At 73.6% G+C, this 14,677-nt stretch carries 11 protein-coding genes; 10 read left to right on the top strand and 1 reads right to left on the bottom strand.

Features of this window, described 5'->3' with window-relative positions; all coding sequences use genetic code 11:
- Positions 1 to 131 precede the first annotated feature (131 nt).
- The 10 genes from NOCA_RS18055 to NOCA_RS18010 all read left to right on the top strand — a co-directional run bounded on the left by NOCA_RS18055 (position 132) and on the right by NOCA_RS18010 (position 13,468).
- A complete protein-coding gene (locus tag NOCA_RS18055) occupies positions 132 to 1,238 on the top strand; it encodes a pyridoxal-phosphate-dependent aminotransferase family protein (RefSeq protein WP_041546656.1) in 1,107 nt (368 codons plus the stop codon).
- Positions 1,239 to 1,505: 267 nt separating this feature from the next.
- Positions 1,506 to 5,072, top strand: coding sequence for a chromosome segregation protein SMC (gene smc / locus NOCA_RS18050; RefSeq protein WP_011756709.1), 3,567 nt, complete (start codon positions 1,506 to 1,508; stop codon positions 5,070 to 5,072).
- Positions 5,072 to 5,521, top strand: a complete 450-nt coding sequence (locus tag NOCA_RS18045; protein WP_011756708.1) for an acyl-CoA thioesterase — start codon at positions 5,072 to 5,074, stop codon at positions 5,519 to 5,521. The genes smc and NOCA_RS18045 overlap by 1 nt, the downstream gene beginning before the upstream one ends.
- A gap of 91 nt (positions 5,522 to 5,612) precedes the next feature.
- Positions 5,613 to 5,867, top strand: a complete 255-nt coding sequence (locus NOCA_RS18040) for a hypothetical protein (RefSeq protein WP_011756707.1) — start codon at positions 5,613 to 5,615, stop codon at positions 5,865 to 5,867.
- Positions 5,868 to 5,906: 39 nt separating this feature from the next.
- Positions 5,907 to 7,037: a signal recognition particle-docking protein FtsY gene (gene ftsY, locus NOCA_RS18035; protein WP_011756706.1), complete on the top strand. Its 1,131-nt coding sequence runs from the start codon at positions 5,907 to 5,909 to the stop codon at positions 7,035 to 7,037.
- Between the two features lie 198 nt (positions 7,038 to 7,235).
- Positions 7,236 to 8,543, top strand: a complete 1,308-nt coding sequence (locus NOCA_RS18030) for an ammonium transporter (RefSeq protein ID WP_083768193.1) — start codon at positions 7,236 to 7,238, stop codon at positions 8,541 to 8,543.
- The gene (locus tag NOCA_RS18025; RefSeq protein WP_011756704.1) at positions 8,540 to 8,878 is read left to right on the top strand and encodes a P-II family nitrogen regulator; all 339 of its coding nucleotides are present in this window, start codon (positions 8,540 to 8,542) and stop codon (positions 8,876 to 8,878) included. The genes NOCA_RS18030 and NOCA_RS18025 overlap by 4 nt, the downstream gene beginning before the upstream one ends.
- 79 nt (positions 8,879 to 8,957) lie before the next feature.
- On the top strand, positions 8,958 to 11,180 hold the full coding sequence (locus NOCA_RS18020; RefSeq protein ID WP_083768192.1) for a [protein-PII] uridylyltransferase: 2,223 nt from the start codon (positions 8,958 to 8,960) through the stop codon (positions 11,178 to 11,180).
- A 137-nt stretch (positions 11,181 to 11,317) separates the two neighbouring features.
- Positions 11,318 to 12,889, top strand: coding sequence for a signal recognition particle protein (gene ffh, locus NOCA_RS18015; protein ID WP_011756702.1), 1,572 nt, complete (start codon positions 11,318 to 11,320; stop codon positions 12,887 to 12,889).
- A gap of 210 nt (positions 12,890 to 13,099) precedes the next feature.
- Positions 13,100 to 13,468: a hypothetical protein gene (locus tag NOCA_RS18010; RefSeq protein ID WP_011756701.1), complete on the top strand. Its 369-nt coding sequence runs from the start codon at positions 13,100 to 13,102 to the stop codon at positions 13,466 to 13,468.
- A 20-nt stretch (positions 13,469 to 13,488) separates the two neighbouring features.
- On the opposite strand, the gene NOCA_RS18005 is transcribed toward NOCA_RS18010, so the two are convergent.
- Positions 13,489 to 14,652 carry an ROK family transcriptional regulator gene (locus tag NOCA_RS18005; protein WP_011756700.1) on the bottom strand — a complete coding sequence of 388 codons (1,164 nt, stop codon included), beginning with the start codon at positions 14,650 to 14,652 and terminating at the stop codon, positions 13,489 to 13,491.
- Positions 14,653 to 14,677: the final 25 nt, after the last annotated feature.

Below are 14,677 nucleotides of genomic sequence, written 5' to 3'. Positions count from 1 at the left end.
CCAGCATCAGACCAGCACCAAGGCGTGCCGGCGGCTGGAAGGCAACCAAGAACCCACCGCACCGTGAGGTGCGGCGGGTCAAGGGGAGCCGGCGGGTCCGCGAAAGGGACACGCTCAGTAACGTCGGGCGCATGACTCCTCCTGCGCGCATCCACGAGCGTCACCTGTTCGGTCCGGGCCCCTCGAACGCCTATCCGGAGGCGACGCTCGCCCTGGCCGCGCCCCTGCTCGGCCACCTCGACCCGGCCTTCCTGGCGGTGATGGACGAGACCTGCGAGATGCTCCGCGAGGTGTGGGGCACGGGCAACGCCCGCACGCTGCCGCTCTCGGCGACCGGCTCGGCCGGCATGGAGGCGGCGTTCGTGAACACCGTGCACCCCGGCGACGTCGTCGTGGTCGCCGTCAACGGCCTGTTCGGGCAGCGGATGTGCGACGTGGCCGCCCGCTGCGGCGCCGAGGTCGTCGCCGTCGAGCACGAGTGGGGCCAGCCGATCGACGTCGAGCGGGTCCTGGCGGCGCACCCCGCCCCGGCGATCATCGCGGCGGTGCACGCCGAGACCTCGACCGGCGTACGCTCCGACATCGCCGCCCTGGGTGCCGGCAAGGGCGATGCGCTGCTGCTCGTCGACGCCGTGACCAGCATCGGCGGCATCGAGCTGCGCGCCGACGACTGGGGCGTGGACATCGGCTACGCCGGCACCCAGAAGTGCCTGGGCGTGGCGCCGGGCCTCGCGCCGTTCACGATCAACGACCGTGCGTTCGGCCGCCGGGTCGAGAAGCCGCGGTCGTGGTACCTCGACCTCGGCCTGCTCGGCGGCTACGTCGGCGAGGCCAGCGGGTCCGGCGGCCGGACCTACCACCACACGGCGCCGGTGGCGATGGTCGCGAGCCTGCACGCCGGCCTGGCCCGGATCCTGGACGAGGGCCTGGAGACGGTCTGGGCCCGGCACGAGGCCGCCGGCCGCCAGCTCCAGGCCGGGCTGGAGGAGCTCGGGCTCGAGCTGTTCGCCGCGGAGGGCCACCGGCTGCCCGAGCTCACCACGGTCAAGGTGCCCGACGGCGTGGACTCGGCGGCGGTGCGCCGCTACCTGCTCGACACCCACGACGTCGAGATCGGCGCCGGTGCCGGGGCGTACGCGAGCACCGTGTGGCGGATCGGGTTGATGGGCCACAACGCCCGCCCCGACGCCGTGCTCCTGGTGCTGGCGGCGCTCCGCGACGCGCTGGCCCACGCCTGACATCCGAACGATAGTCCCTGACGTTTGTGGGCGTGGGAGCGCTCCCAGACCGCGCAAACGTCAGGGACTATCCGTCCCGGACACGGCCGAGCCGGGATGCCACGGCGGAGGGGGCCTTGCCGGTATCGTGAGCCGCGCTGAGCTTCCCCCTCAGGCCGACTGCGATGATGCTGCGCTGTCACAGGTCGTCCCGGTCCTTCGTCCTCAGCCGACGGAACTGCCGAGAACTGCCGACGAACCGCCTCACCGACCGCTGGGAGCCAGACGTTGTACCTGAAGAGCCTGACCCTCAAGGGGTTCAAGTCCTTCGCCTCCTCGACCACGCTCCAGCTCGAGCCCGGCATCACCTGCATCGTGGGCCCGAACGGCTCGGGCAAGTCCAACGTGGTCGACGCTCTGGCGTGGGTGATGGGCGAGCAGGGCGCCAAGTCGCTGCGCGGCGGCAAGATGGAGGACGTCATCTTCGCCGGCACCTCCGGCCGTCCGCCGCTGGGCCGCGCCGAGGTGCTGCTGACGATCGACAACTCCGACGGCGCGCTGCCGATCGAGTACGCCGAGGTCACCATCAGCCGCACGATGTTCCGTAGCGGCGGCTCGGAGTACGCCATCAACTCCCAGCCGTGCCGGCTGCTGGACGTCCAGGAGCTGCTCTCCGACAGCGGCATCGGCCGCGAGATGCACGTGATCGTCGGGCAGGGCCAGCTCGACTCGATCCTGCACGCCACCCCCGAGGACCGCCGCGGCTTCATCGAGGAGGCCGCGGGCGTCCTCAAGCACCGCAAGCGCAAGGAGAAGGCGCTGCGCAAGCTCGACTCCACCGAGGGCAACCTGACCCGCCTCGGCGACCTGCTCACCGAGATCCGGCGCCAGCTCAAGCCGCTGGGCCGGCAGGCCGAGGTGGCCCGCAAGGCCGCCGGCGTCCAGGCCGACGTGCGCGACGCCCGGGCGCGTCTGGTCGCCGACGACCTGGTCGCCGCCCGCTCCTCGCTGCAGCAAGAGCTCGCCGACGAGTCGATCCTCGTCGAGCGCCGGGAGCAGGTGGAGGCCGAGATCGCGCAGGCCCGGGAGGCCGAGGCCGCGCTGGAGGCCGCGCTGCGCGAGGACCTGCCAGCGCTCTCGCGCGCCCAGGAGACCTGGTTCGCGCTCTCCGGACTGCGCGAGCGACTGCGCGGCACCCAGTCGCTCGCGGCCGAGCGGGTCCGCAACGCCGCCGGCACCGCCGACGTCGAGGAGGCCCGGTCCGGCCGCGACCCCGAGCAGCTCGAGGCCGACGCCGAGCAGGTGCGCGAGCAGGAGCGCCGGATCGCGGCCGAGGTCGAGCAGCACCGGGGCGCGCTCGAGCAGGCCGTGAGCGCCCGGCGCACCGCCGAGGACGCCGCCGCCGAGGAGGAGCGCCGCATCGCCGGCCTCCAGCGGGCCGCCGCCGACCGCCGCGAGGGCCTGGCCCGGTTGCACGGCCAGGTCAACGCGCTGAAGTCCCGGGCCGCGGCCGCCGACGAGGAGGTCGGCCGGCTCCGGCTGGCCCGCGAGGAGGCGGTCGCCCGCGCCGAGCGTGCCCAGCGGGACTTCACCTCCCTGGAGACCAAGGTCGCCGGCCTGGACGCCGGCGAGGAGGGCCTGGACGCCGAGCACGAGGCCGCGGTCGGCGCGCTCGACGACATCGAGGAGCGGCTCGCCAAGGCCCGCGACGAGGCGCTGCAGGCCGACCGGGACCGCACCGCCCTGGCCGCCCGCAAGGACGCCCTCGAGATGGGCCTCAACCGCAAGGACGGCGCCGGCGCCCTGCTCGCCGCCACCGAGTCGGTCTCCGGGCTGCTCGGCTCGGTCGCCGCGCTGCTCACGGTGCACAGCGGCTTCGAGGCCGCGGTCGCGCAGGCCCTCGGGTCGGCGGCGGACGCGGTCGCGGTCGCCGATGCCGACGCCGCGGTCCGGGCGATCGGCCACCTCAAGGACGACGACCTCGGGCGCGCCGGCATGATGCTGGGCGGCGGGCCTGCCCTCGTCGACGGAGCCGACCGCGACTGGCCGGCCCTGCCCGGGCACGCGTCGTACGCCGTCGACGTCGTCGACTGCCCCGACGCCCTGCGCCCCGCGCTCACCCGGCTGCTGTTCAAGGTCGCGGTCGTCGACGACCTGACCGTGGCGCGCGGACTGGTCGCCGAGCTGCCCGACGTCACCGCCGTCACCCGCGAGGGGGACGTGCTCGGGGCCCACTTCGCCTCCGGCGGCTCCTCGAGCCAGCCCAGCCTGATCGAGGTCCAGGCGGCCGTCGACGAGGCCGCCGCCCAGCTCGCCGAGGCGATCGCGTCCTCCGAGCGGCTCGGCTTCGACATGTCTCGGCTGGAGAGCGAGCGGCTGGAGGCGCAGAAGCGCGTCGACGTCGCGCTGGCCAAGCTGCACGAGTCCGACGCCACCCTCGCCGCGGTCGCCGAGGAGCTCGGCCAGTACGGCTCGCAGGCCCGTGCCGCCCGCGGCGAGGCCGACCGCCTGGCGCAGGCCATCGAGAAGGCCGAGGAGGCCCGGGTCCATGCGGTCGCGGGCCTCGCGGACCTGGAGACCCGGCTCGCCACCGCGGAGGAGGCGCCCGACGAGGAGCCGGACACCTCGGTGCGCGAGCGGCTGGTCGAGGAGGCTCGCGCCGCGCGCCAGGCCGAGATGGACATGCGGCTCGCGCTGCGGACCTCCGAGGAGCGCTCCCGCGCCCTGCACGGCCGCGCCGACGCGATGGTCCGCTCGGCCCAGGCCGAGCGCGAGGCCCGCGCCCGGGCCGCCGAGCGTCGCGAGCGACTGGTCCGCGAGGGCCGCGCGGCCGAGGCGGTCGGGCATGCCGTCGGCTACGTGCTGGCCCGGCTCGAGGTCTCCGTGCACCGCGCGACCGAGGCGCGCACCGCAGTCGAGCAGGCCCGCGCCGGCCGCGAGCAGGAGCTGCTCGCGGTCCGCTCGACGCTGCGCCGCCTCGACCAGGAGCACGACGAGCTGGTCAACTCCGTCCACCGCGACGAGATGGCCCGCACCCAGCAGCGGATGCGCATCGAGCAGCTCGAGGAGCGCGCGCTCGAGGAGCTCGGCCTGGACGCGGACGCCCTGGTCGGCGAGTACGGGCCGGACCAGCTGGTGCCGTTCGCCGGTGAGCTCGAGGAGGGCCAGGAGCCGCCCGAGCCGGTCCCGTTCGTGCGCGAGGAGCAGCAGAAGCGGCTGCGGGCCGCCGAGCGGGCGCTCGCCATGCTCGGCAAGGTGAACCCGCTCGCGCTCGAGGAGTACTCCGCGATGGAGGAGCGGCACAAGTTCCTCACCGAGCAGCTCGAGGACCTCAAGAAGACCCGCAAGGACCTCCTCGACATCGTCCGCGAGGTCGACCAGCGCGTCGAGCAGGTCTTCACCGAGGCGTACGCCGACGTGAGCAAGGCCTTCGACGCGACCTTCGCGCGGCTGTTCCCGGGCGGCGAGGGCCGCCTGGTCCTCACCGACCCCAGCGACATGCTGGCCACCGGCGTCGAGGTCGAGGCCCGGCCGCCCGGCAAGAAGGTCAAGCGGCTCTCGCTGCTCTCCGGTGGCGAGCGGTCGCTCGTCGCGGTCGCGTTCCTGGTCGCGCTGTTCAAGGCCCGGCCCTCGCCGTTCTACATCCTCGACGAGGTCGAGGCCGCGCTCGACGACACCAACCTGGGCCGGCTGCTGGAGATCTACGAGGAGCTGCGGGAGACCTCCCAGCTGCTCGTCATCACCCACCAGAAGCGGACCATGGAGGTCGGAGACGCGCTGTACGGCGTCACCATGCGTGGCGACGGCGTGTCCGCGGTGATCAGCCAGCGGCTGCGCGACGCGGAGTCCGCCTAGTGCCCGAGGACCGGCCGGCCCGGCCGACCCGGTCGGCGTACGTCCACTGGGAGCAGGCCACCACGCGCTGGGCGGACATCGACGTCTACGGCCACATGAACAACGCGCGCTACTTCGAGCTGATCGACACCGTGGTCAACAACCACCTGGCCACCGCGACCGGCGTCGACATCCGCGACCTGCCGGCGATCGGCGTGGTCGCCGAGGTGTCCTGCCGCTACTTCGCCGAGGTCGGCTACCCCGAGCCCGTCGACCTCGGGGTGGTGGTCGACCGGATCGGGACCTCGTCGGTGGTCTACCGGGTCGGGCTGTTCCAGGGGCCGGGGGACGGGGCCGCGGCCGAGGGCCGGTTCGTGCACGTGTACGTCGACAACACCGACCCGGCGCGACCCGTCACCCCGGTCCCGGACGTCATCCGGGCCGCCGTCGCGCCCCTCCTGCGCACCTGACGCGAGCCGGTGCCCAGGCGTGTGGGACGGTGGGTCCCGGGGTACGTCGCACGTGTCCCCGTCCTGTGCTCGGTCTCGGAGGTGTGCCGCGGTGTTGCCCGTCGTCGTCGTGATGATCCTGATCCTCGTGCTGGCCGGGCTGGTGGTGGTCTACGTCGCCTACCCGCACCGCGGCGAGGACGTGCCGGCCGCCCCCTGGCTGGGCGAGGCGATGGCCCGGGCTGTCGACGCGGCGCCCACGATCGTGCCCGAGGAGCACGGCATCGACGATCGCTCCCGGTTCCGGGACTCGTTCGAGGAGGCGCCGGTGGCGGCCGTCGACGAGCGGCGGCACCGCACCTCCTGACCGACCCGCCCTGCTCGGCCCTCTGATTGGATTGGCGCCATGGACACCGTGGTCATCCTGATCCTCGCCATCGCCGTCGTCGCGATCGGACTGGTGGCGACGGTCACCGGGCTGGTGGTGAGCGGCCGGCGCAAGCCCGAGCCGCTCCGGGGCACCAGCACCGACGTACTCGCTCCTCCGGAGGAGGCCGAGGCCCCCGCACAGGCCCCGGCCGAGGCGCCCGCGGGCGCGACCGCCCCGGTCCTCGAGAAGCCGGAGGGGACCGCGTCCCGCCTGGTGCGGCTGCGCCAGCGGCTGGCCGGCTCGCAGGGCGGGCTCGGCCGCGGCCTCCTGGCACTGCTGTCGCGGGACCGGCTCGACGAGGACACCTGGGAGTCGATCGAGGACACCCTGCTCACCGCCGACGTGGGCGTCGGCCCGACCCAGGAGCTGGTCGAGCGGCTGCGCACCCGGCTGCGCGTGGAGGGCGCCCCGGAGGACGCCCGGGGGGTGCTGCGCGAGGAGCTGCTGGCGCTGGTCGACCCGGACATGGACCGGCGACTGCACGTCAGCGGCCTCGACGGGATGCCCGGCGTGGTGCTGGTGGTCGGCGTCAACGGCTCCGGCAAGACCACCACCGTCGGCAAGATCTCGCGGATCCTCGTCGCCGAGGACCGCAGTGTGGTGCTCGGTGCCGCCGACACGTTCCGGGCCGCCGCGGTCGAGCAGCTCGCGACGTGGGGCGAGCGGGTCGGCGTCGACGTCGTGCGCGGGCCCGAGGGCACCGACCCCGCCAGCGTGGCCTTCGAGGCCGTCAAGGAGGGCGTCGAGACCAAGGCGGACACGGTGATCGTCGACACCGCTGGCCGGCTGCAGAACAAGGCCGGCCTGATGGACGAGCTCGGCAAGGTCAAGCGGGTGATCGAGAAGCAGGCGCCGGTCACCGAGGTGCTGCTCGTCCTCGACGCGACGACCGGCCAGAACGGGCTGATCCAGGCGCGGGTCTTCAGCGAGGTCGTCAACGTGACCGGCATCGTGCTGACCAAGCTGGACGGCTCAGCGAAGGGCGGCATCGTCGTCCAGGTGCAGCGCGAGCTCGGCGTACCCGTCAAGCTGGTCGGCCTCGGCGAGGGCGCCGACGACCTCGCACCCTTCGACGCCGGCGCCTTCGTCGACGCGCTGCTGGGCTGATCCGGGCCGGTGGCAACGACGTTGAGGTTCCTGTAACACCGAAGTAACACCCGGCTGGGACTCGTTGCACCGACGCAACATGGCGCGGCGTACGTCGAAACCTCCCGACCACAGGGTTCTCACCAATGGGGCGGGGCCCGGTCGACATCGTCGTCGCCGCCGGAGCCGCCCTCCCGAGACGTGATCCCTGGAGGTTCCGTGGACGGCTACTACGCCTTCATGCTCGTGGCGACAGCCCTCGTCCTGATGATGACCGTTCCCGCACTGGCTCTGTTCTACGGCGGCATGAGCCGCTCGAAGTCCGTGCTGAACATGATGATGATGTCGTACGTCGCGATGGCCGTGGTCGCCATCGTCTACGTGCTGTGGGGCTGGTCGATGACCTTCGGCCCGAACGACGTGGGTGGCCTGTTCGCCAACCCGTTCGACCTCTTCGGCCTCAACGACGTGACGCCCGACGGCTATCTCGCGGTGATGTTCCAGATGACGTTCGCCGCGATCACCGCGGCGCTCATCTCCGGCGCCATCGCGGACCGCGTCAAGCTCTCCTCCTGGGTCGTGTTCCTGCCCCTGTGGGTCACGCTCAGCTACTTCCCGATCGGGCACATGGTCTGGGGCGGCGGCTTCATCTCCGAGCACTTCGGGGCCCAGGACTACGCCGGCGGCACGGTCGTCCACATCAACGCCGGCGTCGCCGGGCTCGTGCTCGCGCTGGTGATCGGCAAGCGGATCGGGTTCGGCAAGGAGCCGATGCGCCCGCACAACCTGACCCTGACGATGATCGGGGCGGGCCTGCTGTGGTTCGGCTGGTACGGGTTCAACGTCGGCTCGATCGTCTTCACCGGGTCGACCGACGAGGAGAACATCGCGCAGTTCTACTCCGAGACCGGGGTGACGTTCCTCAACACCACGATCGCGACCTGCGCCGCGATGCTCGGCTGGCTCCTCGTCGAGCGGCTCCTGCACGGCAAGGCCACCTCGCTCGGTGCCGCGTCGGGCATCGTCGCCGGCCTGGTCGCCATCACGCCGTCGTGCGGCGCGGTGGAGCTGCCCGGCGCGATCCTGATCGGCGCGGTCGCCGGCGCCGCCTGCGCCTGGGCGGTGGGCCTGAAGTACAAGGTCGGCCTGGACGACTCGCTGGACGTGGTGGGCGTCCACCTGGTCGGTGGCGTCATCGGGACGGTGCTGATCGGCCTGGTCTCGTCCTCGGACGCCCCGGGCGGCATCGACGGCCTGTTCTACGGCGGCGGCTTCGGCTCTCTCGGCGACCAGGCGATGGCCGCCCTCATCGCGATCGTCTGGTCGGCGGTCGCGACGACGATCATCGCGTACGCCATCAAGCTCACGATCGGCTGGCGGATCCCGGACGAGGCCGAGGTCGAGGGGGTCGACTTCGACCAGCACGGTGAGACGGCGTACGACCTGCACAGTGGTCTCGGCGGCAGCGCGAACGCGCCCGCCTCCGTCCTGGTCAAGAACACTGTCACCGAAGGGGTGAACGCATGAGGCTCGTGACCGCGGTGATCAAGCCGCACAAGTGGGAGGACGTCCGTGAGGCGCTCGAGGCCTTCGGCGTGACCGGCATGACCGTCAGCGAGGTCAGCGGCTACGGCCGGCAGAAGGGCCACACCGAGGTCTACCGAGGCGCGGAGTACGACATCGCGCTGGTGCCCAAGGTCCGGATCGAGATCGTGGTCGCCGACGACGACGCCGACGACGTCGTCGGGATCATCGTCAAGACCGCGCAGACCGGGCGGATCGGCGACGGCAAGGTCTGGGTCAGCCCGATCGACACCGTCGTCCGGGTCCGCACCGGCGACCGGGACGACGCCGCCCTGTGACCGCGCCGCGGCCCGGCTCCCCACGGAGGAGCCGGGCCGCTGCCCGGCCGGGGCATGATCGCCCCCAGGAGGTGGCGCCCTGACTGCCGACGACAGAGCCCTGCGTGCGGCCGAGGCCGACGTCCTCTGCGCGCGGGCCTACGGGGCGTACGGCGGCCCCGAGGCCGGTGCCGCCCTGGTGGCGGTCGGCGGCTACGGCCGCTCCGAGCTCGCGCCGTACTCCGACCTCGACGTCGTGCTCGTCTCCGACGAGGGCGTGGACGTGCGCTCGGTCGCCGAGCAGGTCTGGTATCCGGTCTGGGACTCTGGCGCCAAGCTGGACCACGCGGTGCGGACGCTGCCGGAGATGCTCACGGCCGCGGAGGCAGACCTGAAGGTGGTCCTCGGGCTGCTCGACGTCCGCCACCTGGCCGGCGACCCGGGGCTGACGCTGCGGCTGCGCACCACGATGCTCGCGCACTGGCGCCGCCATGCCCGGGAGCGGCTCCCGGAGCTGCGCGAGCTGGTGCGAGCGCGCCATGAGCTCGCGGGCGAGCTCGCCCACCTCTCGGTGCCGGACCTCAAGGAGGCCGAGGGCGGGCTGCGCGACGCCACCGTGCTCAAGGCGCTGGTCGCCACCTGGCTGGTCGATGTCCCGCACGGCGAGCTCGAGCGCACCCGCCTCGCGCTCCTCGACGTCCGGGACGTGGTGCACGAGACCGCCGGGCGGGGCACCGACCGGATCGCGCCGGAGCTGTGGAGCGACGTCGCGCACCGGCTCGACCTGCCCGACGCCCGCGCCGCGCAGGTCCACGTGCGCGAGCTCGGCCGCCGGACCGCCCACCTCTCGCACCTGACGTGGCGACGTGTGGAGGCGGTGCTGGCCCGCCCCGCGTCCTACCGGGGCGCCCGGAGGCCCGAGCTCACCCGGCTGGCGCCCGGGGTCGCGCTCTCGTCGGGCGAGGTGGTGCTCGACAACCGGGCGCGACCCGCCGAGGACCCGGTGCTGCTGCTGCGCGCGGCGGCGGCCGCCGCCGAGAACGACGTGGTCCTGGCGCCCGCCACGGCCGCGCGCCTGGTCCGCGAGTGCGCGCCGATGCCGGCGCCGTGGCCGGACGAGGCTCGCCAGCTCCTGGTGCGGATGCTCGCCTCCGGGCGCGGCCTGCGGGGGGTGTGGGAGACGCTGGAGGAGACCGGCGCGCTCGAGCGGTTCCTGCCGGAGTGGGAGCGGATCCGGCTGTTGCCGCACGCCTCCGCGATCCACCGGTTCACGGTGGACCGGCACGTGGTCGAGACCTGCGTGGCGGCGTCCGCGCTGATCCGCTCGGTGGCGCGGCCCGACGTGCTGATGGTGGCCGCGCTGCTCCACGACATCGGCAAGGGCGGCCTGACCGAGCACAGCGTCGCGGGGGAGCCGATCGCCCGCGACATCGCCGAGCGGATGGGCTTCGCGCCCGACGCCGTCGACCTCGTGACCCGGCTGGTGCGCTGGCACCTGCTGCTGGCGGAGACCGCGACCACGCGTGATCCCGACGACCCGGCCACCGCCGAACGGGTCGCGTCCCGCCTCGGCGGCGGGGAGGCGCTGGACCTGCTGGTCGCCCTCACCGAGGCCGATGCCCGGGCGACCGCACCCAAGGCGTGGTCGTCGTGGCGCGCCGGGCTGGTCCACGACCTGGCCCGCCGGACCCGGGCGGTCCTCGACCCGCACCAACCGCCGCCGGCGGTCGCCGTCGAGGAGGTCGAGGTGCCGCGCGCCGTACGCCGCGGCTCGACCTCGGTCGTGGTCGTGCCGGCGACCGACGGCTCCCGGGTCACGGTGATCGCACCCGACCGGGTCGGCCTCCTGGCCGACGTGGCCGCCGCGCTCGCCCTCCAGCGGATCCCGGTGCGCGCGGCGCGGGCGTGGTCGCAGGACCGGTACGCCGTCTCGGTCTGGGAGGTCGGGGTGCCCGACCTCGACGCGGCGGTCCTGCGGGAGCGGTTGGCGGCGGTGGCCGAGGGCAAGGTCGACGTCGCCCGCCGGCTCCGCGGCGTCGGCGCGGCCGGGTCGCTCGAGCCGTCGGTCGCGGTGCGGCCGGAGGCATCCGAGCAGGCCACGGTGCTGGAGGTGCGCGCCGCCGACCAGCTCGGGGTGATCCACCGGGTCTGCGCGGCGCTGGCCGGGCTCGACGTGGCGGTGCGCTCCGCGCACGTGGACACCCTGGGGCCCCAGGCCGTGGACGTGTTCTACCTCCAGGAGTCGGCCGCCGGCGTCCTCACCGACCAGCGGGCCGCCGAGGCCGCCCACGCCGTCCGCGCCGCACTCAGCGGGTCGGGGTGAGGCGTGCGGGTTTCGGCCGCCAGGTGAAACCTGTGGGACTCCTGAGGCGGCCCGGCCCGGGGACGATGCGCCCGCCTGCGGGGCCGCCGTCTAGGCTGAACCCGCCAGATCAGCCGCCAAGCCCGTAGGACGCACCCTTGTTCGCCACACTCTCCGACCGGCTCGCCGACACCTTCAAGAACCTCCGGGGGAAGGGTCGGCTCTCCGAGGCCGACATCGACGCCACCGCGCGCGAGATCCGGATCGCCCTGCTCGAGGCCGACGTCGCGCTGCCGGTGGTCAAGGAGTTCGTCGGCGCCGTCAAGGAGCGCGCTCGCGGCGAGGAGGTCAGCCAGGCGCTGAACCCGGCCCAGCAGGTCGTCAAGATCGTCAACGAGGAGCTCGTGGCGATCCTCGGCGGGGAGGCTCGGCGGCTGCGCTACGCCAAGACCGGCCCGACGGTCATCATGCTCGCCGGCCTCCAGGGCGCCGGCAAGACGACGCTGGCGGCCAAGCTCGCGCTCTGGCTCAAGGAGCAGGGCAAGAGCCCGCTGCTGGTCGCCGCCGACCTCCAGCGCCCGAACGCGGTCAACCAGCTCCAGGTCAACGGCGAACGCGCCGGCGTACCCGTCTTCGCGCCCGAGCCCGGGAACGGCGTCGGGGACCCGGTCGGCGTGGCCCGGGCCTCGATCGAGGAGGCCAAGCGCACCCTCCACGACGTGGTCATCGTCGACACCGCCGGCCGCCTCGGCGTCGACGCCGAGATGATGCAACAGGCCGCGGACATCCGCGACGCGGTCCAGCCCGACGAGGTGCTCTTCGTCGTCGACGCGATGATCGGCCAGGACGCCGTCGTGACGGCGCAGGCGTTCCTCGACGGCGTCGGGTACGACGGCGTGGTGCTCACCAAGCTCGACGGTGACGCCCGCGGTGGCGCCGCGCTGTCGATCGCCTCGATCACCGGCAAGCCGGTGATGTTCGCGTCGGCCGGCGAGAAGCTCACCGACTTCGACCTCTTCCACCCCGACCGGATGGCCTCGCGGATCCTCGACATGGGTGACGTGATGACCCTGATCGAGCAGGCCGAGAAGGCCTTCGACCAGGAGCAGGCCGCGAAGGCCGCGGCCAAGCTCACCGGGCAGGGCGGCGAGTTCACCCTCGACGACTTCCTCGAGCAGATGCAGCAGGTCCGCAAGCTCGGCTCGATGTCGAAGATCATGGGGATGCTTCCCGGGATGGGGCAGTTCCGCGAGCAGCTGGAGAACTTCGATGAGCGCGAGATCGACCGGATCCAGGCGATCATCCAGTCGATGACTCCGGCCGAGCGGGCGAACCCGAAGATCATCGACGGCTCCCGCCGGGCCCGCATCGCGCGAGGCTCGGGACGCCAGGTCTCCGACGTCAACCAGCTCGTGGACCGGTTCTTCGAGGCCCGCAAGATGATGATGTCGCTGGCCAAGGGCGGCGGGATGCCGGGGATGCCCGGGATGGCCGGGATGCCGGGGATGGGCAAGCGAGCCAAGGCCAAGCAGGCCCCGAAGAAGGGCAAGGGGGGCAAGCGGGTCTCCGGCAACCCTGCCAAGGCAGCCCAGCAGGCCGCGGCCGCGAAGGAGAAGGCCCAGGGCGCGCCCGCCAACCCGTTCGGGACCCCCGACGGGGAGGAGCTGGACTATGAGAAGGCGGCGGCCGCCCTCAACCTGCCCAAGGACTTCTCCAAGTTCCTCAAATAGTCGCTACGCGACTAGGAACTGCGTCGTGGTCGCTTCGCTCCCCGCCCTTTCGTTCCGCCGAACCAGGCTCGCTGCGCTCGCGGTTCGACGCGCGACTAGGAACTGCGTCGTGGTCGCTTCGCTCCCCGCTCCTTCGTTCCGCCCAACCAGGCTCGCTGCGCTCGCGGTTCGGCGGGCGAGCTTGGCTCGCGGTGCCCGCAGGTGGCTCCGGTGACCTCGGTCCTCGTGGTCGGCGCCGCGAATGTGGTGGGTAGCAGACCGGACGGCTGGTGGAAGGACCGGGCCGGAGCGGCCCGCCGGCTGCACGAGCGGCTGCTGGTCGCGGACCCGTCGTACGACGAGGTGGTGCTGGTCCTCGAGGGTGCCGCCAAGGCCGGTGTCCGCGCCGGCCGCGACGGCCACGTCCGGACCGTGCACGCCAAGGGGCACGGCGACGACACGATCCTCGAGCAGGCCCGCGCCGCCGCCGAGCGCGGCGACCGGGTGGCGGTCGTCACGGCCGACCGGATGCTCCAGGCCAGGGTCCAGGGGGTCGGCGCGGTCGCGCTCGGCCCGTCCTGGCTTCTCGACCAGATCTAGCCAGCACGCTGGGCGCCCGGTCAGACGCTGACCCGGGCGATCGCCAACGACACCGCACCGACGAGCTCGGCGCGGTCGCCCAGGGCACCCGGGACCACGCGGACCGCCGCGGCGGTCTCGGGCTGGGCGTAGCGGTCGACGGCGGCGCGGATGCCGTCCGCCAACGACGTCGAGCGTCCGAGTGAGCCGCCCACGACCACGACCTCCGGGTTCAGGTTGTTGCACAGGTCGGCGAGCGCGCGCCCGATGGCACGACCCGCGTCGCTGAGCACCCGGCGCACCCCGGCATCGCCGGCCTCGTCCAGTGCGAGGATCCGCTCGCCCGAGAGCGGCTCGTCGTACGCCGGCTGCAGCAGCGCCAGCAGGCGCGGCGCGGACACCAGGGTCTCGAGGCAGCCGCGGTTCCCACAGCGGCAGACCTGCCCGTCCTCGTCGACCTGGACGTGCCCCAGCTCCCCGGCGATGCCGCTGGCGCCCCGGTGCAGCCGGCCGCCCAGCACGATGCCGGCGCCGAGGCCGCTGGCGACCTTGACGTAGACGAGGTCCCCGGCGCCGCGCGCCGCGCCCTGCCCGAGCTCGGCCAGGGCGCCGAGGTTCGCGTCGTTGTCGGCGAACACCGCAACCCCCAGGCGCCGGTGCAGCTCCTCGGCGGGGGAGAGCTCGCGCCAGCCGGGCAGGATGCCGGTGCGGATGCTCGCCGAGCGCCGGTCGAGGGGAGCAGGCACGCACATGCCGACCGCATGCAGGTCGCCGAGCTCCAGCCCGGCGCCGCGCAGCTCGTGCCGGACCATCCGGGCGGCCCGGTCCAGCGCGGCCGCCCCGTCCTCGTCGACGTCCAGGTCGGCGGTCTCCTCGGCCAGCACCGTGCCCACCCGGTCGGCGACGGCGACCCGGACGTGCCGGTGGCCGATGTCCACGCCGGCCACGCCGCCGCCGGGCGTGCTGAGCGCGACCAGGAGCGGCGGCCGGCCGCTGCCGCCCTTGTGCGGGCGGCCGCGGTCCGCGGTCTCGACGATGTGCCCGCTCGTGATCAGGTCGCCCACCAGGCTGGAGACCGTGGTCCGCGACAGCCCGGTGCCGCGCACCAGATCGGCGCGGCTCATCGGCCCCTCGGCCGCGAGCAGCGAGGTGATCGAGCGCCGGTTGGTGTCCCGGAGGCGCTCGAGGGAGCTGGAGGTCGCCATGTCGTCCGAGCCTAGGCCGCATTCG

Source organism: Nocardioides sp. JS614, from assembly GCF_000015265.1.
GTDB lineage: Bacteria > Actinomycetota > Actinomycetes > Propionibacteriales > Nocardioidaceae > Nocardioides.
This window is presented reverse-complemented; position numbering and strand designations above follow the sequence as displayed.